This is a genomic window from Paenibacillus sp. PsM32 (assembly GCF_030433815.1).
In the GTDB taxonomy this organism is placed as follows: domain Bacteria; phylum Bacillota; class Bacilli; order Paenibacillales; family Paenibacillaceae; genus Saccharibacillus; species Saccharibacillus kyungheensis.
Map to the genome: position 1 here is coordinate 313,337 of NZ_JARUWY010000001.1, position 20,807 is coordinate 334,143.

Here is a 20,807-nt window from a genome sequence, read left to right on the forward strand (position 1 = left end):
TTACACTTTACTTTGTTTCATTCCAATGCCTGATACATATAAGTTAACAATATCTAATGCTAATTGTTCTGGTGCAACTTTGCCAGGAAGAAGCTGTGTAAATACAATACGTTCGATCGTGCCTACCAAACATTCTGCAACCATATTCATCCGAAAATCAGATTTGAATTGTCCAGAACGTTGTTCACCCGATAACATCTGCTCAACCCATTGAACCAGTTCTTGTTTCATATTTTGCGATTGTGGTGCCAAATGAAATCCTATCCGAGTTAAATAAGGGTTAGCATAAAAATAATCAAACATTAATGTCAACGTATGACATAATTGGTTCAATACCCCATCGGTTGAATTGATTTCAGGAAGACGACTTTCATTAATAACTGTCGTCAAGCGAACATGGAAAAGCTTCACTAACTCCTCAAAAACAGCATCTTTACTTTCAAAATACAAATAAAATGCGGGTTGTGAAAGCTTGGCTTCTGCAACAATAGAACTCACTTTCGTTTCGTGAAAACCATGAATAGCAAATTGTTTAGCAGCAGCGTGTAGCAAACGTAAACGGCTCTCCCTTCCTTTTGCTCCTTTTTCTCTCGCCAATGTATGGTAGCCCCCTTCTAGTTGGTCTCTCCAGTTCCTACGGAGTGAGGATATAAATGACTTACTCCCTTATAGTACAATAATTTAACCGTTACTTCTAATCTTTAATTCAAAATTTTTACCAATTCTTATCATATTTTTTACAAAAGTGATATCTAAAAACAATTTTTAACAAAATAAAAAGCGCGCAAATATTAGCAATCCGAAGATTACGTAAGATTTAGCACGCTTTTTAAAGTTAATGATTGAAACATTTACTTTTTTCTAAAGATAACACTGATTATTGAGATAAACGAAGTGCCAGCTCATAAGTTTCATGATCGAACTCTTTTTTGCTATTTACTACTTTATCGATATCTGTCAATACGATTTCGCCTTTGATTACACCGCAAGCTTTATCGGATTCACCTTCGATTAATTTACGAACTGCAAAGTCTCCTAGACGACTTGCTAAATTACGGTCACGAGGAGTTGGTGTTCCACCGCGTTGAATATGTCCAAGAACCGTTACACGAGGCTCCAAGTTAGGATAATGGATATGCAATTGTTCTGCAATATCTTCTCCACGACCTGCGCCTTCAGCTACGATCACGATACTATGACGTTTACCACAAGCAAAGTTGTGATGCATACGATCTGCTACTTCTTTTAGATCATACGATACTTCAGGTACAAGAATAGTTTCTGCACCAGAAGCTAGACCAGAATGAAGAGCGATATCGCCACAATGACGACCCATCACTTCTACGATAGAGACACGTTCATGAGAAGACATCGTATCACGTAATTTGTTTACTGCATCTACCACAATACCTACTGCTGTATCAAAACCAATCGTTGTATCTGTATACGAAATATCGTTATCGATTGTTCCTGGCAATGCCATTGTTTTGATACCTAATTTACTCAATTTGTTCGCACCTTGATAAGATCCGTCTCCGCCGATAACAACCAATCCGTCGATACCGTGTTTGCGCAGAATATCAGCGCCTTTTTGTTGACCTTCAAGTGTCATGAATTCTTTACAACGTGCAGACTGAAGTACTGTTCCCCCGCGTTGGATAATATCACCTACACTACGTAGATCCATAGGGAAAATATCTTCATTTAGTAACCCCTGATATCCACGTTGAACCCCGCATACTTCAAGACCGAAATAAAGTGCGCTACGTACAACTGCACGAACCGCAGCATTCATTCCTTGGGAGTCTCCTCCACTTGTTAGTACTGCAATTTTTTTGACTGCTGACATTTCAAATTGCCCCCTTGTTAATATGTTTACAAATACTTGCGGATCACCTGGCTATTCAAGATAAAAAAGGCACGCATAGGAGGACCTTTTCGCAATAGCCGTTTAGAGATAGCACGCACTTCTTGTTGTGTTTTGACCTTGGGGTCTGTTAAGTATAGTGCGACTAAACCTTCAACAATCATAAGATGGAATGAAGCACCCGGCAGTTGATGTACATCTGCACGCGCCCAATCAACGATCTTCTCAATTCGATCAATGACTTTAATCGACGGGTCATAATAATCGCAAAAATTAAGATCGCCAGAATGCTGATCTTCTTCCTGATCAATCACATAATCCAGCATAATATGAAGGCAACATACATTTGGAAAATAAGCAGCATGTGCTTGCTTGGCAGCCGCATCATTCATGCCTGGAAGACCACTTGCTGCTAAAAACATCATAAATATACCTAACGTTGAACCTGTTGCAGCAGCAAACTCGTGCCAGTATAAATGAGGTGTACGATGCTTATGCTCAGACCACCACTCCATCAATGTCGCTTGACGTAATTCAGGAGCGATATGTTTGTATGTTTGTAAACCGCAATATAATTCAACCAGATCACGCAAATAAGGATATACAATATCGTAATCTGGAAGTTCACTAATATATCCCTGGCAAGCTTTTACCAGTGTAGACATATAACCAACTTCACTTTCGCTATTAAATACATAATAGTCTCTTGGTTCTACGCCTGGAACAATCGCATCAAGCAAAGCCTGGTGCAATAGACGAAAATCTTCAACATTTGTACATTGAGGACGATCCGATAAGTTATCGGCATAATCGCAAATCGTCTGGAATGCTACAATCAAAGGTAGCAAATTATGAAATTGAGCCATATTCGCTACGGCATATACTGACCCACCATCACAGTGGAATTGCTTATTGCTTAGACTATCAAGCGCTTGATATCGCAATTCTGCATCAGGTATCAAGTTTGCCTGTTCGCGCCAGCGAGCAAACTCTTTACGGACTTCCGGTATTCCGTGTTTGTATACGCGTCTCATCAAAGAAACAGCATTACGCGGAAACGGATAACGGACTTTCATCATATCATTCAATGGGCTTCCTCCACATAGTTGTCTGTTGAACCTATCAGTATTATCATACATTATATTCAGAGTGCTCACAACGTACAATTGAATTTATCACACCGCGCCCTATATGGGTTTTGCTCATTTTCTTCTTCATTTTAAGGACATATATTTCTTATTTTCACTATGGTCTTTGAATAGAATACAAAAAGAATATTCAATGTTGGAAATCGGATCAAAAACACTACTTTTTGTTTTGACTTTCCACATAGACGCTTATGATCGTTTCTCTTCGCCAAATATACATAAAAACAGATAGAATTTTAAATAAATGTAACTTTTTGTTGTATAAATCATACTCTCTTCAAAACGGTTATGATATACTAACCATAATTTTTATAGACCAAAGGGAGAAGATTACATATGTCCACACAAGAACCGCTCTCATGGAGGCGGTTGTTTTCATTTTTTGTACCACTTGGAATTTCAGCTTCACTGGTCACTATTTCACATGTCATTATTAATCGTACACTTGCTTTTGCTGTGGATGCTGAAGTGGTGATTGCTAGCTATGCATTGGCAATGAGTCTGGTGACGATTACAGAACGACCGTCTACTTTATTACGCCAGACTTGTTCTGCTCTGGTTCGAGATCGACTTTCATTTAAGGCTTTGCTTAAAGTGACTTGGATTTTTCTAGCTTTTGTTTTAGCGATTGGAATACTGATTGTGTACACGCCTATAGGAAAATGGATATTCAGTACATTGTTCGGCATCAAAGATTCTATGGTTCCTCTGGTGATTGATGTGTATGCTATTTTGATGTTTGTGAGCATCTTTTCAGTTATTCGCAATATTTATCAAGGTATTATTATTACCAACAATCGTACCAAATGGTTAACGATTGGCATGGTATTCCGTTTGGCAGGAATGTACTCCTTATCGCTTTATTTTATTTATTATCATCACATTACAAGTGGAACTGTCGGTGCTATTTTATTTTTAACAGGTATGATTATCGAAGCGATTGTTAGTTATAGTGAAGGACGGAATATCGCCAAAAAAATGCCTGAAAAGCGTCCTGACCATCCTGTAGAAACACGGGCAGATGTGTTTAAATTTTATAAACCACTTCTTTTCTCATCTTTTGTTGCCATGTTAATCGGCCCTGCTATTAATGTAGTGCTAGGTAAAACAGAAGGGATTGCTCTCGCTATTTCTTCGTTTGCGATAGCAAGTAGTCTATTGCAGTTAATGCTTAGCTTTTTTACTTATATTCATCAGATTGTATTGAATTTCTATCATATTGATCCCAAAAAAGTACGTCGATTCGGATTAGTGACTGGATTTATCCCTGTGACGTTGTTAGCTCTGATTGCTTATACACCTATGAGCTATTGGGTGCTCGGACATATTATGAATGTAAATGGAGAATTATTAACTCAAAGTCTATATACACTGCGAGCTTTTGTATTATATGCACTGGTTATGCCCTGGTTAGATTATTCTAATGGACTTATTCTTTTACGTGGACAGACCAAAGCAATGTTCCGCTCTCAGATGGCGAATGCTATATGTACTTTTATTGTTCTGATTATATTATTGTTTATATTTCCGGCATGGAATGGCGTTATCGGAGCTTTGGCACAGTCATTAGGGCTTGCTGCTGAGTTGGCTATTATTACGCTGGTCATCCGACGGACGGGCAGACGTTCCGGACTTCAAGTAAACAACTGATCGTATGTGTAGCATGTTATAGATGAGAAAATAAGCTTAATTCAAATACCTTTTGTTTGTTCTAGATTATGGTGGAGCAAATAAAGGGTATTTTTTGTTCATTTTGATAGATCATTTGAAATGATCTGTTTTAGAATAGAACTTGTTTTACTTTAGAAAAGACCTATTTGTTTGTATAGAGAATTTGTTTGTAAACATGAAAAAGCGCAAGTCCCTTGAAATGAATCAAGGAAACTTGCGCTTTTACTAACATATGGATGAACATTCAATGAATGCTCAATATATAAGTGATCCGTTACCGGATATCGGTCTTATAATTTAATTACGTTAGCTGCTTGAGGACCACGGTTACCTTCAGTGATGTCGAATTCTACCGCTTGACCTTCATCTAACGATTTAAAACCATCGCTTTGAATAGCTGAGAAATGTACGAATACGTCTTCTCCACCTTCAACTTCAATAAATCCGAAACCTTTTTCTGCATTAAACCATTTAACTGTACCTTTCATTCAAAAAACCTCCTAGAATATCGCCATATATGACGCATAAACCTAGTATAACGTACATGTTCTGAAATAGCAAATAAAACAGCTGTTATGATTTGCAATTAATGAAGGCAAAGGGTATGATTTTAGCAAACGAACAGGGAGTAGAATACTATAATGATAAAAAAACACCAGATTTATAAAAAAGACAATTGGAACATGATGACTGTTGAAGTTCAAGGACGCAAAATCGTACTGAGAGAAATCTCTGACGAATGGGGCGAAGAAACACATGATTTCTTGAGTCGTCCAGCTTTGATGCAATGGGCAAGTGATCGTTTTCCTAAAGAACGCTTTGAGACAGAAGCCGAATGGGAAGAAATTATGAATGCTTTCCGGGAGGTATAACCTTTTCCAATGAATTATACAGCGATTGTCATATTTATTATTCTTGCTTTTTTGCAAGGGTTTGTACTGATTGCTTATAAGGAAACCATTCCAGCGCCTTTAAAGCGCTGGCTTGCTATTTTTGCTATTGTCATGTTATTGGTTGCGTTCTTCTTAATGATCTACGGATTTTTGGTTGCCGTTAACCCTAACACATAATATAGCTTGATGTAGATCAATGTACTCTGGCGCTGAATGGATTATACCCGAATCAGTGCTATTCATTTCAAATATCTATTCATAATTATTGCTCAAGAGGAGGATTTATTTATGCAGCAAATACTTAAAAGGTCTGAAGTGTCACAGGAAAATTGCTGGAATTTATCCGATCTGTTCGCAGATCAACAAGCTTGGGATCAAGCGTATGACAAAGTAAAACAAGAATTGCCTGAAGCGGCTCAATTACAAGGTAAACTTCATACTGCTGAAGCAGTTAAGTCGGCATTTGAGCTAGAAGATCGTATCGGTCTACAGGTAGAACAATTATATGCGTATGCTCATATGCATCAGGATGAAGATACAACGAATCCTACATATCAGGCATTATCGCAAAAAGTTAAAAAATTAGGCGTAGAATTGGGACAAGCTCTTTCTTTTATCACACCTGAAATTCTAGGTCTGTCTGATGAGAAGTTAGATGAATTGCTAGAGTCTTCTCTTCTCGCTCCTTACCGCTTTACACTACAAGAAATGAAACGGGAAAAAGCACATGTGTTATCACAAGCGGAAGAAGCTTTGTTAGCACAAGTAGGTAACCTGTCTCAAGCCCCACAGACGATTTTTGGGATGTTGAATAATGCAGATATGAAATTCCCTAACATTATTGATGAAAATGGTAATGAAGTAGAACTTACTCATGGCCGCTATATTCAATTTTTGGAAAATCCGAATCGTGAATTACGTGAACGTGCATTCAAAGCGATTTACAGTGCATATGCTCGTCAAAAAAATACGATTGGTGCTACATTAACTGCCAATATCAACAAAAATATGTTCTATGCAAATGTACGTAAATATCCATCTGTTCTGGAAAAAGCACTTTATGGAGATAATATTCCTAAAGAAGTGTATACGAACTTGATTGATACCATTCATGAAGGTCTTCCTCTACTACATCGCTATATTGCGTTACGCAAAAAATTACTTGGTGTAGATGAACTGCATATGTATGATCTATTTGCTCCACTTGTAGATGAATTCAAAATGGATATCACTTATGAAGAAGCAAAAGCAACAGTAGCAGAAGGTCTCAAACCACTCGGTGAAGATTATCAACAAGCGCTTCAAGCCGGTTACAACGAAGGCTGGATCGATGTGTATGAAAATGAAGGAAAACGTACAGGTGCTTATAGCTGGGGCGCTTATGGTGTCCATCCTTACGTTCTACTGAATCACAAAGACAATCTAAATAGTATGTTTACACTTGCTCACGAAATGGGTCATGCACTGCATAGTTATTATTCAGACAACGCTCTTCCTTATCGTGATGCACAATACACTATTTTCCTTGCAGAAGTGGCTTCGACCACGAATGAAGCATTATTAATGGATTATCTTTTGAAAAAATCGACTGATCCAAAAGAAAAAATGTACTTGTTAACTTATTATGCAGATCAATTCCGTACGACAGTTTTCCGTCAGACGATGTTTGCAGAATTTGAAATGATTACACATGCTCGTGCAGAAGCTGGCGAGTCCCTAACTCCACAAGAACTATCCAAAATCTACTATGACCTGAATGTGAAATATCATGGTGAAGGTATGCATGTAGATCAAGATATCGAAATGGAATGGGCACGTATTCCGCATTTCTATAACAGCTTCTATGTATATAAATATGCGACAGGCTTCTCTGCTGCAACTAGCTTCTCCAAACAAATTTTGGAAGAAGGACAATCTGCGGTAGATCGTTATACTGGTTTCCTGAAAAGCGGTGGTAGCGATTATTCTATCAATATTCTTGCCAAAGCAGGTGTTGATATGTCTACTCCAGCTCCTATTCGTGAAGCTATGAGTGTATTTGAAGCTCTAATTACTGAAATGGAACAGTTAGCAAAGTAAGTATTGAACATCGGTGAATCACACCCAGACCTTGCATTTCCTCCAATATTCGCCCAATACTTGTAAAGACATGTTTACAATAGGACTGATTGCGTTTTATAGATTAGATAAGGAAAGATTTGACCTTATGCTAATTTGAGGAGGTTATTTATTTTGAAAATGCAATGGATGCTTATTTTAGGTTTGATATTTGCACTGATTACCGCGGTGTTTGCCGTAATTAACGTGAACCCAGTACAGGTCAATCTTTATTTCAATGTAGTACAAGTACCTTTAATTCTTTTGATTATTGGATGCGCTTTGTTAGGTGGTCTAATTGTAGGATTTTATGGTATCTATCGTCAGTACCGTTTACAGCGTGAGATCAAACAACTGAAAGCAGAGTTAGCTCAGGTTCCAGCTGCTACGACTCCTTTGACTACATCATCTGTAGACAATGATCCGCTTAAACCGATGTATACTGATAATGATACGACTGCAACTTCTTTTTCTAACCGTAAGTAAGTCATGCTGAAAAGCTACATGTAATTTACTTGCTGATCAAGATGAAAAACCACTTATCTTTTGTTGTCTGATTTCAGTCAACAGATAAGTGGTTTTTTTGTTGGTTATTTTTTGAATCCATGATGGATATCCTATTTGTCAAAACAGAATATGAATCTATCTCCGTTCATCAGTAGGATGTTATTGTAGTCACTGGATATTGTTAAAATTGGATTTATTATAAAGGAGACCTTTTATTATGACGATAACGATCAATCAAGATTATACGATCTCTTTGCTTACAGAATTATTATCTACTGCTAGTCCTACAGGATTCACTCACGATATTATCAAGCGGATTGCAGAAGAAGCAGGCAAATTTGGTGTAACTACAGCATACAACCAAAAAGGCGGTCTGATTTTGACATTAGACGGTCAGGATGATTCCAAAACGATTGCTTTAAGCGCACATGTTGATACACTAGGTGCAATGGTACGTGCCATTAAGCCACAAGGAACGATTCGATTTACAATTCTAGGTGGATTCAGTATGAACAGTATTGAAAATGAATACTGCACGATTCATACACGTAGTGGCAAAACGTATACAGGGACTATTTTGTCTATTCAACCTTCTGTACACGTATATGATGAAGCTCGCGGACTCAAACGTGAAGAAGAAAATATGGAAGTTCGAATTGATGAATTAGTAGATTCCAAAGAAGATGTCCAACAACTTGGTATAGAAGTTGGAGACTATATTTCATTTGATGCACGTCCTGTCGTCACATCAAGCGGATATATCAAGTCTCGTCATTTGGATGATAAAGCAAGTGTTGCTGCATTGTTTGCACTTTTAGAATCACAATATACCCAGAAATGGAAACCACAGTATCGCACTCAATTTCTTATTTCCAATTATGAAGAAGTAGGACATGGTACAGCTTATATTCCTGAAGGGATTCATGAAATGATCGCTGTAGATATGGGTTGTATTGGAGACGATCTCAGCTGTAAAGAAACAGATGTGTCTATCTGTGCAAAAGATTCTTCCGGTCCTTATGATTATGAAATGACAGGCAAATTAATTGAATTGGCTCAAGCAGGTAATATTGCTTATGCGATCGATGTATATCCTCACTATGGCTCAGATGCTTCTGCTGCTCTACGTGCTGGTAATAATATTCGTGCAGCCTTAATCGGGCCTGGTGTACATGCTTCCCACTCTATGGAACGTACTCATACCGATGCTGTTATCAATACAGCCAAGTTGCTAGGTGCTTATATTACTGCTAAATAAACATAGGGTGCATCCCTTGTGAATCAACAAAAAAACCTTCTTTCTTATCATTTCTGACGAGAAAGAAGGTTTTTTGATATATAGACTGCTGATATCCTACTAAGATGCTTGTACAATAACAGTCGTTGCAAATCGAATCTAATTTAGTTCTGGCTTTGTGCTATCTTTTCAGCCAGTTCGGTTAGATACGTCCAGCGTTCCATAAGATGCTCTAGATGCTTCTCGGTTGCTGTCTGCTCAGCCATCAGCTCTTGCAGTCTTACAGAGTCACTGAACGCTTTCTCCATATCACTTGCAAGATCGACTAGCTTCTGCTCTGTTGCTGCAATATCATCATCAATTTTTTCATATTCCAATTGCTCTTTGTATGAGAATTTTAATTTATTCCGCCAAGCGTTTTTATCTGGTGCAGGTGCTTTTTCTTTTACAGGTTCTACTGCTTTGGGTGCTACGACTGGTGCACTAGCTGCTTTAGCACTTTTGGCAAGATCAGCGATTCGCTCTTCATAATCACTGTAATTCCCTGCATGAATACTAACCTGACCTTCACCTTCAAAAGCAAAGATGCGATCACACGTACGATCTAGGAAGTAGCGATCATGTGAGACCGAGAACACAACACCAGGGAACTCATCAAGATACTGTTCCAGAACGGTTAATGTAGTGATATCCAGATCATTGGTAGGCTCATCCAGTAACAATACGTTAGGTGCACCCATCAATACACGTAGCAAATACAGTCTACGCTTTTCGCCACCCGATAATTTGGAGATCGGTGTCCATTGTGCTGCTGGTGTAAATAAAAAGCGCTCTAACATTTGTGAAGCAGAAATTTTGCTACCATCTGCGGTTTCGACTACTTCTGCTACATCTTTGATATATTCGATCACACGCATTGATTCATCCATTTCTTGATGTTCCTGCGTGAAATAGCCAAATTTAACAGTCTGACCTGTAACCACATTACCTTCACTAGGAACCAGACGACCGGATACTAGATTCAGTAATGTCGATTTACCACGTCCATTAGGTCCTACAATTCCGATACGATCTCCTGGAACCGCATGATACGTCAGATCGTGAATGAGTTCTTTACCACCCAGTGTTAAAGATACATGATCCAACTCTACAATTTGCTTACCAAGACGAGATGAAATGGCTGACATATCCATCGCTTCATCACGACGACCAGGTCCATCATTTTTCAATTGTTCAAAACGGTTAATACGTGCTTGTTGCTTGGTTGTACGTGCTTTGGCTCCACGTCTGATCCATGCTAATTCACGACGTAATAGATTTTGACGTTTGTCTTCTGATGCTGCTTCTCGTTCTTCACGCTCTGCTTTGAGCTCAAGAAAACGTGAATAGTTGGCTTCATAACGATACAGACTACCATGATCCAGTTCGATCATGACATTTGCAACACGATCTAGGAAGTAGCGATCATGGGTGATCATTAGTAAAGCGCCACGACGCTTTTGCAAAAATTGTTCTAACCATGTAATCGAATCATGATCAATATGGTTGGTAGGCTCATCTAAAATTAATAGATCAGAGGGTTGAATAAGTGCAGACGCTAGCGCTACCCGTTTACGTTGACCACCGGATAGTGTACCCATTAGAGCATCATAATGATGAATACCTAATTTGGACAAAATATTTTTGGCTTCACTTTCAAGTGACCATGCATCCAAACGTTCCAATTCTTGGTTTAAATGAATCAATTGCTCTAATACAGCTTCGTCTTCGGGATGAGTCTCTAATTGTTCAAGTACATTCATATATGCACCGACAATTTGAAGTTCTTCTCCGCCACCATCAAATACCTGACGCAATACGGTTGCTTCTGGATCATAAGGTGGATTCTGTGCTAAATAACGAATACGCAATCCATTATTTAATGTCACACGTCCACTTTCTGTACTTTCCATCCCTGCAATTACTTTAAGAAAAGTCGATTTCCCTGTTCCATTGACTCCGACGATTCCGATTTTATCTTGATCTTCCATCCCAAATGAAGCATTTTCAAACAATACTTTTTCGCCGTAACTTTTGGAGATTGACTCCACTGTCATAATATTCATTGTGACTCACCTTCTTGGGAATTGTCCCGGTCTATTTGATCCTGATGATCTACCGAATGATTACATCCTTCTAAAAACAAACGTGCTACAAAATCTGTCCGTTCATGAAGTTGTTCTATCGGAAATTCAGGGTTGAATAAAATATCCATACGTATGCGATCCAGCATTCCAATATAGGATTCTGCACACCATACAGGCTGAGATACGCCACCTTCTGTGAGTACTTTCTCTACAGCTTGCATATAACGCAACATGAACTGCTTCATATAAGCCATAAGTTCAGGATCATTGTTGGGCGTACGGAAAAATAACTTGGTACGATGTTTGCGTTCAAAATAATACATCGAATGATGCTTAGCAATCACAAGTAAGCGTTCTGCCATCGTACTACAATTTTGCAAATTAGTATCTAAACCGCCGAGAAAATGTTCGCAATCTCGACGAGTAACTGCCATAAATAGTTCTTCTTTACTTTTAAAATATAAATATACAGTGCCTTTCGCTATTCCCGCCTGGTGTGCGATATCTGAAATTTTGGTCTCATAAAATCCATTGGAACCAAAAAGATCGTAAGCAGCATCCAAAATCAATTCTAACTTTTCACCTGTGGTGCTGCTCATTAGCCCACTCTCCTATACCCATAAAAATATCAATGCTACCACTCCACCGATAATAGAGCTAAGCCCATTTACAATATCATTAGTCATCCATGACCAGCCACGTAAGTAGGATGTTGGACGATTACAGTGTACTTTGGTTTCTACGACTTTGCCGCAGACCTCGCATTGATACATGACTTGTACGGTTGCTCCTAAAAATGAATCGGCAAAACAACCGGCTAATCCGCCAATCAATCCAACAAGTGGCAATACACCAATAGTAAGTATACCATCTTTAGCTCCAACACTGCTTGATTCTATAGATGCACCTGACCATAGCGAAAATGCCCATGCGGCTAGACCGATCATCAATGCTCCTATTGCGGCTGCGACTGTACCACGAACCGATACCCCGCCTGAAGCTCCTGCTTCTAATACACGACCATTCAATACAGAGCGCGGAGGCTTGCGACTAAGGCTTCCCCATTCAGTCGCCCATGTATCTGCTGTAACAGTCGCCATCACGCCTACAAAAGCGTATATCCATGCTGGATGAGGTATTACAGCATGACCGAGGCACAGAATCATACCCAATCCACCGTTAGCAAATACTTGCCCTGCATCACGACGTGACGTTTTGGCATAATCTTGTTCTAATTTACGTTTGCGTTCGCCTTTCATTTTGGACAGCAGACTACCACTGATAAAAAATAAAATAAGCAAGCCAAACCATAATAGATTCCCTGCTCCATAATAAATGGTACCCATAATAGCTGCCGCATAGGCACCTGAACCGGATAACCACTGCTTTTTATACGCAAGTGCAGCGATTAATCCGGCGCATACTGCACCAATCAACCAATCTAACATTATTCAGCGATCCGGCACTTACCTACAGAAGCGCCTGCATAGATTAATTCAAATGTATCGCCAGTTGCTACAGGGCCTACACCTTCAGGCGTACCTGTAAAAATAATATCGCCGGCTGCAAGTCCATAATTGTCTCCGATATGCGCAATAATCGTTTCAAGGGAAAAGATCATATTGCGTGTGTATCCTAGCTGAACTTGTTGATCGTTTTTGAGCAAAGCAAAAGGTTGTTCAGCCCATGTAGCGGCATCCGGGAAAGGAACAAAAGCAGTCAATGGTGCAGAGTTTTTGAATCCTTTCGCTGCTGTCCATGGATGTCCTTTTTTCTTGAGTACACTTTGTACATCACGCAATGTAAAATCGATTCCAAGTGCTAATCCATCTACCATTTGTTCTACTGAAAGACCAGGTTCATAATCGCGTCCAATTCGAATTACTAACTCGGCTTCATAATGAATTTCACCTTTGTCTTTGGGTAATATCAATTCAGCCTGTTCTAGAGGTACAGCTGCATGAGAAGGTTTCATAAAAATCATCGGTTCAGTCGGTACTTCATTCCCTAATTCTTCAGCATGAAGACGATAATTACGACCTACACAATATACGTTTTGAATAGCAGTCATTGTACATTCTCCTCTGTGATCAATAATATATGATGAATACATGAGATTAATTAGCGATAGCATTTCCTTTGGTATCAAATGCAATACTACTGGATAGTGTTTGTAATCGTTTGAGTAATGCTTGTGCTTTGTCTGATGTCATAGGTACAGGTTGACCTAACTCTGCGGTATACGGAATCACCTGCATACTGCAATCACCGTTTACTGTACATTTGGCTTGAAACACACCCGTATCCCATGTCTTTTCTACCAGTGAACGAGTAAAAATAAAATTGCCTGTACTGTAAGCAATCCATTTTCCTTTGTAATGCTCTAGCCCTTGTAACACATGCGGATGACCGCCAATAACAAGATCAGCTCCTGCATCGACAAATGTATGTGCTAGATCACTTTGATGATCTGCAAGAGTATCTGAACGTTCGACGCCCCAGTGAGCGACGACAACGACAAGATCGGCTTTGCTTTTGGCTTCGCGAATAGCCGCCTGTGCAGCTGTTGCATCATAAGCTGTTGCTACCCCTGCTTGATTCTTACCAGCATTCCAACTCGTTTCTGGAATGACTCGACTAAATCCCAAAAGAGCAATTTTAATTCCTTTACGATCAAAATAAACCGGTTGGTACGCACGAGCGCTGTCTTTGCCAGCTCCGACATAAGCAATCCCACTTTGATCCAGTTGAGCAATGGTATCGGTTAATCCTGTAATGCCTTGATCCAAAATATGATTGTTTGCTAAATTTACTGCGTCAATACCTGCTTGCGCCATATGTGGAAGCGCTTGAGGCGATGATTTAAAAGCATATGTTTTGTCAGCGGCCGTTGTATTTGAATCAGTCACAGGCGTTTCTAGATTCACCACTGTTAGATCATCTGAAGTAAACGAACCTTTAACATATTGATATGGATAATCATATCCTGCTTTCGCTAACTTTTCACCGACTTTTCCTGAAAACATCACATCTCCGCCAAAATTAAGAGTCACCGTCTGACCGGATGGTGTTGTGTTAGTAGCAGGCTGAAGTGCTTTGTTGGACGAATCTGAAGATGATTCAGAAGGTGCTGGCGTATTAGTAGATGAATCCGGTGTTGTCTGTTCTGGCGCTTTATCGGTTGCTGTAGATTCATTAGATGGTGTATCCGATGATTGCGAGTCCGTTTCTTCAGCATTTTGCTCCAAATCAGAAGGTTGTGCTTCTTGATCATCAGTTGACGTCTGATCTAGATGCTCTACATCCCCTTCTGTCGTAGAAAGTGAAGGATCATTCTCATTATCATTTTCATGATCTGACAGCTCTGAAGAATCATTGTTTTCTATAGCAGGATCAGGTACATCTTGATCTGATCTATTTGCCGGATCTAATGTATTATCTGTCTGAACACTCGAAGCTTGCTGTACTTCCTGTGGCTTGATATGAAGCCAGTAATAACCGCCAAGCGCAACAATAGACAGAACCAGCACAGTGTTAAACATAATCCAATAACGGATCCGTTTTTGACGCTGTTTTTTTGCTTGCTGACGCTGACGAGATTGTTGAGACCTTGTTGTGTACATAACGAACTCCTTTAAAGCATAAAATAGTTTACTATACCAAATGTCTTTTTGACTATATCGAATCATACAGACCATTTGTAGCATTTTACACTCTGTCTATTATAACAGGTTATAGTTGTTCGGCAAAAGCTGACGTCTCTATACAAAAAAACCTTCTGTTGTGTTTGATCTCTATGACACATCTATCCAAGTGTATACAAGATACGACAAATAGATGTGTTCAAAAGACTTTGCACAACAGAAGGTTGCTTATACAGCTATATGATTATTACGAATGACTATTAGAAAATGAAGTCACTCGTTCTGCTTCTTTTATCGCCATTTCTTTGGCTGTACGAATACAGTCGGGTAGTCCTACACCATCGTATCCTGCTCCAAGTGCTAATACGCCTGGATATTGTGCTGCTAATTGAGCACGTAGCATCGCAATATTATCCATATGCCCTACTGGATATTGAGGCATCGAATGATGAAGTCGTGTAATCTCGGTAAATAATGGCTGTGCATCAATACCCATCAATTCACGCATATCATGTAGCACTTTCGCTGTAATCTGTTCATCCGTTTCATCAACAACTTGCTCATCACCAGAACGTCCTACATAGAAACGCATCAGTACACGATCATCTGGACTGGTATGAAGCCATTTAGTGGATGTCCATGTACATGCTGTAATCGTGCGACCTTCTTTACGCGGTACAAGGAAGCCAGAACCATCATATTCTGTCTCAATATCTTTGCGGTCAAATGCCATAACGACATTAGCTACAGATACATAATTGATCATCTCTAACGCTTTGGTATCTACCAGCGGCTTCAACAATTTGGAAGCGGCAAATGTCTGTACAGTGACAATCACATGATCGGCAACAACTTCTTGTCCATCACTTAATAACACAATATACGTACCATCTGCTTGAGGCTGAATCGATTGTACACCTGTATTCAGACGTAGATCTGCTGTAGATAATGATTCACCAAGACGATTAATCAGACTCTGTAATCCATTGCGGAACGTTAGAAATGCACTTTTCTTTGTACCTGTGTGCGTTTCTACAGGCTTGCTCCCTGTATTCATTCCTTTGATCAGGCTACCATATTCACGTTCCACGACACCAAATTGCGGAAAAGTGGCTTGTAGACTTAATTTGCGTGTATCTCCAGCATAAATGCCTGCAAGCAATGGCTCGGTTACATTTTCCAATACTTCTTTTCCCAGACGACGTTCGATAAAGTCACCTAACGATTCGTCTTTGCCATCCATTTTGGCAGGTAATAGAAAATCATCCAATGCACGAATTTTACCATCCATCGACAATAGATCACTTTCCATAAATGATCTTAATTCTGTAGGAATACCAAGTACCAGACCGGAAGGCATCGGATGCAATTGACCATCATGCAAAATATACGTTTTTTTGGCATCAGGATTCGTGGTAACCAATTCATCTTCCATTCCAAGTTCTGTTGCCAGATCCACCATCGCTGTTTTGCGAGCAAGAAAAGAATCCGGCCCGCGTTCGATTACAAAACCATCACGTTGTAATGTGTTAACTTTCCCACCAATATGATCATCTTGATCTACAATCGTGATCTGTGCAGTAATTTCTGCTTCTTGCAAAAATTTGCGCATATAGTAAGCGGCACTGAGTCCAGTCATCCCTGCGCCAATAACAACTACGCGGCGAGTAGATTGACTCATTACGCATACACCTCTTTATATTTACGAATGACTTCGTCTGCTAATACTTCCATATATAACGGATCGGTATTTAATGAATCAATACGCATAAGACGCATATCAATTTCAGTTGCTAATTCTTGTGCTTCAATATCCAGATCATACAATACTTCTAGATGATCAGATACGAATCCAATAGGAGCTACCAATACATATTTAACTTGTTCTTTGGCTAACTCTTGCATCGTGTCTAGTACATCTGGACCTAACCAAGGCTCAGCAGTACGTCCAGCACTTTGCCATGTGAACTGCCATGAAGGTACATTGGCACGTTCAGCAATCGCTTTGGAAGTCTCCATCAATTGATCACGGTAAGGATCACCCATAGTCAAAATACGTTCAGGTAGACTATGTGCACTAAACAATACACGTACTTGCTCACGCGTCGCACCTGTTTCTTCAAACAGCTCTAATTTAGCGTTAACACGATTCGATAACGTTTCGATTAATTTAGGATGCAAATGATAACTTTCGATAAATGAGATCGGCAAGTTATGTTTTTCTGCTGTTTCTTTCGCACGTTTGATATAGCTTGCTACACTCATTGTAGAATAATGAGGAGCGAGTACTATACCGACTGCTTCTGTAATCCCATCAGCTGCCATTTGTTCCACACCATCTTCAATAAATGGAAAAGCATGTTTTAACCCCTGGTAACATACAAATTCCAATTCGCTGTCTTTGGTATGTTCATTGAGCATATCTTGCATACCTTGAACTTGATTATCTGTATTTTCACGTAACGGAAAAACACCGCCGACAATCGCTTCATAACGATCTTTTAACTCTTTTAATTGTTCAGGAGCAGGTGGATTCCCGCGACGGATATGTGTGTAATAAGCTTCTACATCATCCAAGCTTGCTGGCGTACCATAAGACATAACCAAAACACCAATTTTTTTACTCATGATTCATTCTCTCCTTCAAATCGTATCGTTATTCTAGATTACCTATATATCCATTATTTCGAAGTGATGCGCTGACGAAGCACTTCTGCTGAATACTCATGGACATAATCTGTTAATTCTTTTAACTTATCAATTGAAGCTTCCGGGAATAGACCATGACCCAAGTTGAAAATGTACCCTGGATCTTGCAAGCCTTCATCAATAATCAATTTGGCTTGTTCATGGATCAGTGAAGAAGGCCCGGTGAGCAAATAAGGATCAAGATTACCTTGTACCGCATATTTGTAGTCTAACCGTTTGCGTGCTTCAGCAAGTGATACACGCCAATCAATACCGATCACATCTACAGGCAATTGACGAAGTTCCGGCAACAATTCTCCTGAACTCACTCCCGGGAAATAAATCTTCGGCACATCCAAATCTTGAAGTTGATCAAAAATATATTGAATCGTTGGCAATACATACGTTTTGAAATCTCGTGGTGACAATGCTCCTACCCAGCTATCAAATAACTGGAATGCTTTGCCGCCATATTGTACATGGGCACGCAAATAGGTTGCTACCATATCTCCTAGCTTACGCATCAAGGAATGCCATAATTCCGGTTCACTATACATCATCGTTTTGGTACGAATATAGTTTTTGGAAGGTCTACCTTCGATCAAGTAGCTGGCAATGGTAAATGGTGCCCCTGCAAATGTAATCAACGGAACTTCTAATTCTTTATCCAAAATCTGAATCGTTTCTAAAATATGAGACAAATCTTGCTCTACTTGAATAGGACGTAACCGCTCAATATCGGCAGCACTACGAATCGGATTCGCTATGACCGGGCCAATATTTTTGACAATATCAAAATCGATACCGATCGATGCTACAGGGTTCATAATATCTGAATACAAAATAGCTGCATCTACACCTAACTTGCGTACAGGCATCATCGTCACTTCTGCTGCAAGTTCTGGTTGCAAGCAAATTTCAAGTAAACTGTAATTTTCTTTAATTTTGCGATAATCGGGATCATAACGTCCTGCTTGTCTCATATACCAGACAGGCAAACGATCTACGTCTTGTTTTCGACATGCGCGTATAAAGGAATCATTATATGTCATCTTTTTTCCTCCGCTGCTTAATAAAAATCTTTCTCCTATAGTGCATCGCACGATAAGATCTATATCTGCCACTTCAATCTATAATGATTTTGGCATAACAAATTATGGTTCCTGTCTACAATCTCACTTATTAATTATGCCCTTTTTTAAGTGGTGGAACAACTCCCCAACCATGAACATCCCATGACAATCCGATGAATCTAGCGCTTGGCACCATAAGCGCGACATCTCCTACTCCAATAAAAAGTGATTTTTGCTCAGCAAAATATCTTTCATAAAGTGCTTGGCACCATAAGCGCTCTATCTCCTATTCCAATAAAAAATGATTTTTGCTCAGCAAAATATCTTACATTCAGCACTTGGCACTATAAACGCTACATCTTCTACCTCATCAAAAATGATTTTACATAGCAAAATTTCTTCCTTTTCACCCCTAAAAAGTGTCTTCAATTATGGTATACTATATGAATGGACTTTTTTAAGGAAGTGAAACATGATGCAAGCATGGAAAGTAAATCTGATCGTGTTATGGTTTGGTCAATTTCTGGTTAATGCAGGAACCACAATGATCATTCCTTTTATAGCGCTCTATTTATCACAAGATATCGGCGTGCAAGGTGAACACCGGGTAGCAATCTGGTCCGGGGTTATTTTTGCTGCCAACTTTGTGACTTCATTTTTGTTCCAACCGTTATGGGGCAAATTATCAGATCAGTATGGACGCAAAGTAATGCTACTTCGCTCTGGATTTGGGATGGCGATTGTATTTACAGCGATGGGCTTTGCAACTCAGCCGTGGCATCTACTTGTATTGCGATTATTGAACGGAACGATATCTGGCTTTAATCCAGCTTCGATATCTTTGATCTCCAGCAGTACACCTAAAGAAAAAATGGGATTTGCAATGGGAATCAGCCAATCGGGAACAGTTGCCGGTAGTATACTAGGCCCGTTAATCGGTGGAATTATGGCAGATACAGTTGGATTCCGCTCGATTTTCTATATTACAGGAACATGTATTTTTATAGCGACATTGTTAGCTTTATTCCTTGTACGGGAGAAATTCGATCGTCTAGCTGCATCTAAAATGCCTAAAGTATCGGTGCTATCAGGATTCCGCGAACTGAGCTTAACCCCGCAATTGCCTGCATTATTTACAGTGACTTTACTGCTACAATTTGCGATGATCAGTCCGATGACACTGATGCCTTTGTATGTACAGAAATTACATGGGACAGCCGAAAATGTAGCTTTCTGGGCAGGGCTGGTAAGTGCAGTCACCGGATTATCCAATATGTTAATGGCTCCGATTCTAGGCAAAGTTAGTGATAAGTACGGAGCTCATCGGGTACTCACATTTTCATTAATAGGAGCAGGATTAATGCTAATCCCGCAAGCTTTTGTTCAAAGTGTAGAGCAATTGATTATTGTGCGCTTTATGATGGGGATCTGTATGGGCGGTCTACTCCCTAGCGTCAACTCATTAATTCGTTATTACACACCGGATGGTATGGAAAGTCGAGCCTTTGGATTTAACAGTAGTACAACAGCGCTTGGTAATATGACAGGAGCAGTTATGGGCGGTGTATTGGCAGGCTTTATCGGTATTGAAGGGCTCTTTATTATGGCTGGGGTCTTGTTATTGCTCAATATGGTATGGGTACGCACCAAATTGTACGTTAAACCTGGTGCATTAAAACACAATCCATCTAGCGTTATAGAGTCTAAGCAAAGTCACTATACTAAAAAGTGATGTTGTCTTCATGATCTGAACAATTTAATTATGATTCGATATGATACACAAAGAACCATCCGATCTCTTCTATAAGATAACCAGAAGAAATCAGATGGTTCTTTTATCAAAGTAGTTCTATATC

At 39.5% G+C, this 20,807-nt stretch carries 19 protein-coding genes; 7 read left to right on the forward strand and 12 right to left on the reverse strand.

The genetic code is table 11. The features are described from left to right. The 3 genes from QCD85_RS01530 to QCD85_RS01540 all read right to left on the reverse strand — a co-directional run bounded on the left by QCD85_RS01530 (position 1) and on the right by QCD85_RS01540 (position 2,955). Positions 1-597: a TetR/AcrR family transcriptional regulator gene (locus QCD85_RS01530; RefSeq protein WP_273615602.1), complete on the reverse strand. Its 597-nt coding sequence runs from the start codon at positions 595-597 to the stop codon at positions 1-3. 280 nt (positions 598-877) lie between these two features. Further along, entirely contained in the window at positions 878-1,849 is a 972-nt protein-coding gene (pfkA, locus tag QCD85_RS01535; protein ID WP_069327067.1) for a 6-phosphofructokinase, read from the reverse strand. A gap of 26 nt (positions 1,850-1,875) precedes the next feature. Next, on the reverse strand, positions 1,876-2,955 hold the full coding sequence (locus QCD85_RS01540) for a tetraprenyl-beta-curcumene synthase family protein (protein ID WP_273615601.1): 1,080 nt from the start codon (positions 2,953-2,955) through the stop codon (positions 1,876-1,878). Between the two features lie 396 nt (positions 2,956-3,351). On the opposite strand from QCD85_RS01540, the gene QCD85_RS01545 reads away from it, so the two are divergent. Beyond that, positions 3,352-4,665 (forward strand): multi antimicrobial extrusion protein MatE, encoded by a 1,314-nt coding sequence (locus QCD85_RS01545; protein ID WP_274170432.1) that lies wholly within the window; start codon positions 3,352-3,354, stop codon positions 4,663-4,665. Between the two features lie 311 nt (positions 4,666-4,976). On the opposite strand, the gene QCD85_RS01550 is transcribed toward QCD85_RS01545, so the two are convergent. Beyond that, on the reverse strand, positions 4,977-5,174 hold the full coding sequence (locus QCD85_RS01550; RefSeq protein ID WP_069327064.1) for a cold shock domain-containing protein: 198 nt from the start codon (positions 5,172-5,174) through the stop codon (positions 4,977-4,979). A gap of 153 nt (positions 5,175-5,327) precedes the next feature. On the opposite strand from QCD85_RS01550, the gene QCD85_RS01555 reads away from it, so the two are divergent. From QCD85_RS01555 to QCD85_RS01575, 5 genes are all read left to right on the forward strand, one after another. Beyond that, entirely contained in the window at positions 5,328-5,558 is a 231-nt protein-coding gene (locus QCD85_RS01555) for a hypothetical protein (protein WP_204824752.1), read from the forward strand. A 9-nt stretch (positions 5,559-5,567) separates the two neighbouring features. Continuing rightward, positions 5,568-5,756 carry a hypothetical protein gene (locus tag QCD85_RS01560; protein ID WP_069327062.1) on the forward strand — a complete coding sequence of 63 codons (189 nt, stop codon included), beginning with the start codon at positions 5,568-5,570 and terminating at the stop codon, positions 5,754-5,756. Between the two features lie 111 nt (positions 5,757-5,867). After that, entirely contained in the window at positions 5,868-7,658 is a 1,791-nt protein-coding gene (pepF, locus tag QCD85_RS01565) for an oligoendopeptidase F (RefSeq protein ID WP_301261444.1), read from the forward strand. A 153-nt stretch (positions 7,659-7,811) separates the two neighbouring features. Next, a complete protein-coding gene (locus QCD85_RS01570) occupies positions 7,812-8,162 on the forward strand; it encodes a LapA family protein (RefSeq protein ID WP_273615597.1) in 351 nt (116 codons plus the stop codon). A gap of 238 nt (positions 8,163-8,400) precedes the next feature. Beyond that, positions 8,401-9,441: a M42 family metallopeptidase gene (locus tag QCD85_RS01575; RefSeq protein WP_301261445.1), complete on the forward strand. Its 1,041-nt coding sequence runs from the start codon at positions 8,401-8,403 to the stop codon at positions 9,439-9,441. 143 nt (positions 9,442-9,584) lie between these two features. On the opposite strand, the gene QCD85_RS01580 is transcribed toward QCD85_RS01575, so the two are convergent. The 8 genes from QCD85_RS01580 to hemE form a co-directional block, all read right to left on the reverse strand. Then, positions 9,585-11,525, reverse strand: coding sequence for an ABC-F family ATP-binding cassette domain-containing protein (locus tag QCD85_RS01580; protein ID WP_274170435.1), 1,941 nt, complete (start codon positions 11,523-11,525; stop codon positions 9,585-9,587). Beyond that, positions 11,522-12,145, reverse strand: a complete 624-nt coding sequence (locus QCD85_RS01585) for a TetR/AcrR family transcriptional regulator (RefSeq protein WP_274170436.1) — start codon at positions 12,143-12,145, stop codon at positions 11,522-11,524. Before QCD85_RS01585 ends, QCD85_RS01580 begins: the two co-directional genes overlap by 4 nt. 12 nt (positions 12,146-12,157) lie before the next feature. Further along, complete coding sequence (locus QCD85_RS01590; protein ID WP_301261446.1) at positions 12,158-12,994, reverse strand: DUF92 domain-containing protein; 837 nt, start codon at positions 12,992-12,994, stop codon at positions 12,158-12,160. Continuing rightward, complete coding sequence (locus tag QCD85_RS01595) at positions 12,994-13,617, reverse strand: fumarylacetoacetate hydrolase family protein (protein WP_301261447.1); 624 nt, start codon at positions 13,615-13,617, stop codon at positions 12,994-12,996. Before QCD85_RS01595 ends, QCD85_RS01590 begins: the two co-directional genes overlap by 1 nt. A gap of 46 nt (positions 13,618-13,663) precedes the next feature. Continuing rightward, entirely contained in the window at positions 13,664-15,169 is a 1,506-nt protein-coding gene (locus QCD85_RS01600) for a CapA family protein (protein WP_301261448.1), read from the reverse strand. Positions 15,170-15,437: 268 nt separating this feature from the next. After that, entirely contained in the window at positions 15,438-16,871 is a 1,434-nt protein-coding gene (hemG, locus tag QCD85_RS01605) for a protoporphyrinogen oxidase (RefSeq protein WP_273615590.1), read from the reverse strand. Next, positions 16,871-17,818: a ferrochelatase gene (gene hemH / locus QCD85_RS01610; RefSeq protein ID WP_273615589.1), complete on the reverse strand. Its 948-nt coding sequence runs from the start codon at positions 17,816-17,818 to the stop codon at positions 16,871-16,873. Before hemH ends, hemG begins: the two co-directional genes overlap by 1 nt. 53 nt (positions 17,819-17,871) lie before the next feature. Further along, a complete protein-coding gene (gene hemE / locus QCD85_RS01615) occupies positions 17,872-18,930 on the reverse strand; it encodes a uroporphyrinogen decarboxylase (protein WP_273615588.1) in 1,059 nt (352 codons plus the stop codon). Between the two features lie 496 nt (positions 18,931-19,426). Between hemE and QCD85_RS01620 the strand changes: the two genes are divergently transcribed. Further along, a complete protein-coding gene (locus QCD85_RS01620; protein ID WP_301261947.1) occupies positions 19,427-20,683 on the forward strand; it encodes an MFS transporter in 1,257 nt (418 codons plus the stop codon). Positions 20,684-20,807 lie beyond the last annotated feature (124 nt).

Bases quoted from the DNA above. Each gene is read 5' to 3' on its own strand.
- QCD85_RS01560 (WP_069327062.1), top strand. From the start codon at position 5,568: ATGAATTATACAGCGATTGTCATATTTATTATTCTTGCTTTTTTGCAA.
- hemE (WP_273615588.1), bottom strand. From the start codon at position 18,930: ATGACATATAATGATTCCTTTATACGCGCATGTCGAAAACAAGACGTA.
- QCD85_RS01600 (WP_301261448.1), bottom strand. From the start codon at position 15,169: ATGTACACAACAAGGTCTCAACAATCTCGTCAGCGTCAGCAAGCAAAA.
- QCD85_RS01590 (WP_301261446.1), bottom strand. From the start codon at position 12,994: ATGTTAGATTGGTTGATTGGTGCAGTATGCGCCGGATTAATCGCTGCA.
- hemG (WP_273615590.1), bottom strand. From the start codon at position 16,871: ATGAGTCAATCTACTCGCCGCGTAGTTGTTATTGGCGCAGGGATGACT.
- QCD85_RS01550 (WP_069327064.1), bottom strand. From the start codon at position 5,174: ATGAAAGGTACAGTTAAATGGTTTAATGCAGAAAAAGGTTTCGGATTT.
- QCD85_RS01620 (WP_301261947.1), top strand. From the start codon at position 19,427: ATGCAAGCATGGAAAGTAAATCTGATCGTGTTATGGTTTGGTCAATTT.
- QCD85_RS01575 (WP_301261445.1), top strand. From the start codon at position 8,401: ATGACGATAACGATCAATCAAGATTATACGATCTCTTTGCTTACAGAA.
- QCD85_RS01585 (WP_274170436.1), bottom strand. From the start codon at position 12,145: ATGAGCAGCACCACAGGTGAAAAGTTAGAATTGATTTTGGATGCTGCT.
- hemH (WP_273615589.1), bottom strand. From the start codon at position 17,818: ATGAGTAAAAAAATTGGTGTTTTGGTTATGTCTTATGGTACGCCAGCA.
- pfkA (WP_069327067.1), bottom strand. From the start codon at position 1,849: ATGTCAGCAGTCAAAAAAATTGCAGTACTAACAAGTGGAGGAGACTCC.
- QCD85_RS01595 (WP_301261447.1), bottom strand. From the start codon at position 13,617: ATGACTGCTATTCAAAACGTATATTGTGTAGGTCGTAATTATCGTCTT.
- QCD85_RS01555 (WP_204824752.1), top strand. From the start codon at position 5,328: ATGATAAAAAAACACCAGATTTATAAAAAAGACAATTGGAACATGATG.
- QCD85_RS01580 (WP_274170435.1), bottom strand. From the start codon at position 11,525: ATGAATATTATGACAGTGGAGTCAATCTCCAAAAGTTACGGCGAAAAA.
- pepF (WP_301261444.1), top strand. From the start codon at position 5,868: ATGCAGCAAATACTTAAAAGGTCTGAAGTGTCACAGGAAAATTGCTGG.
- QCD85_RS01545 (WP_274170432.1), top strand. From the start codon at position 3,352: ATGTCCACACAAGAACCGCTCTCATGGAGGCGGTTGTTTTCATTTTTT.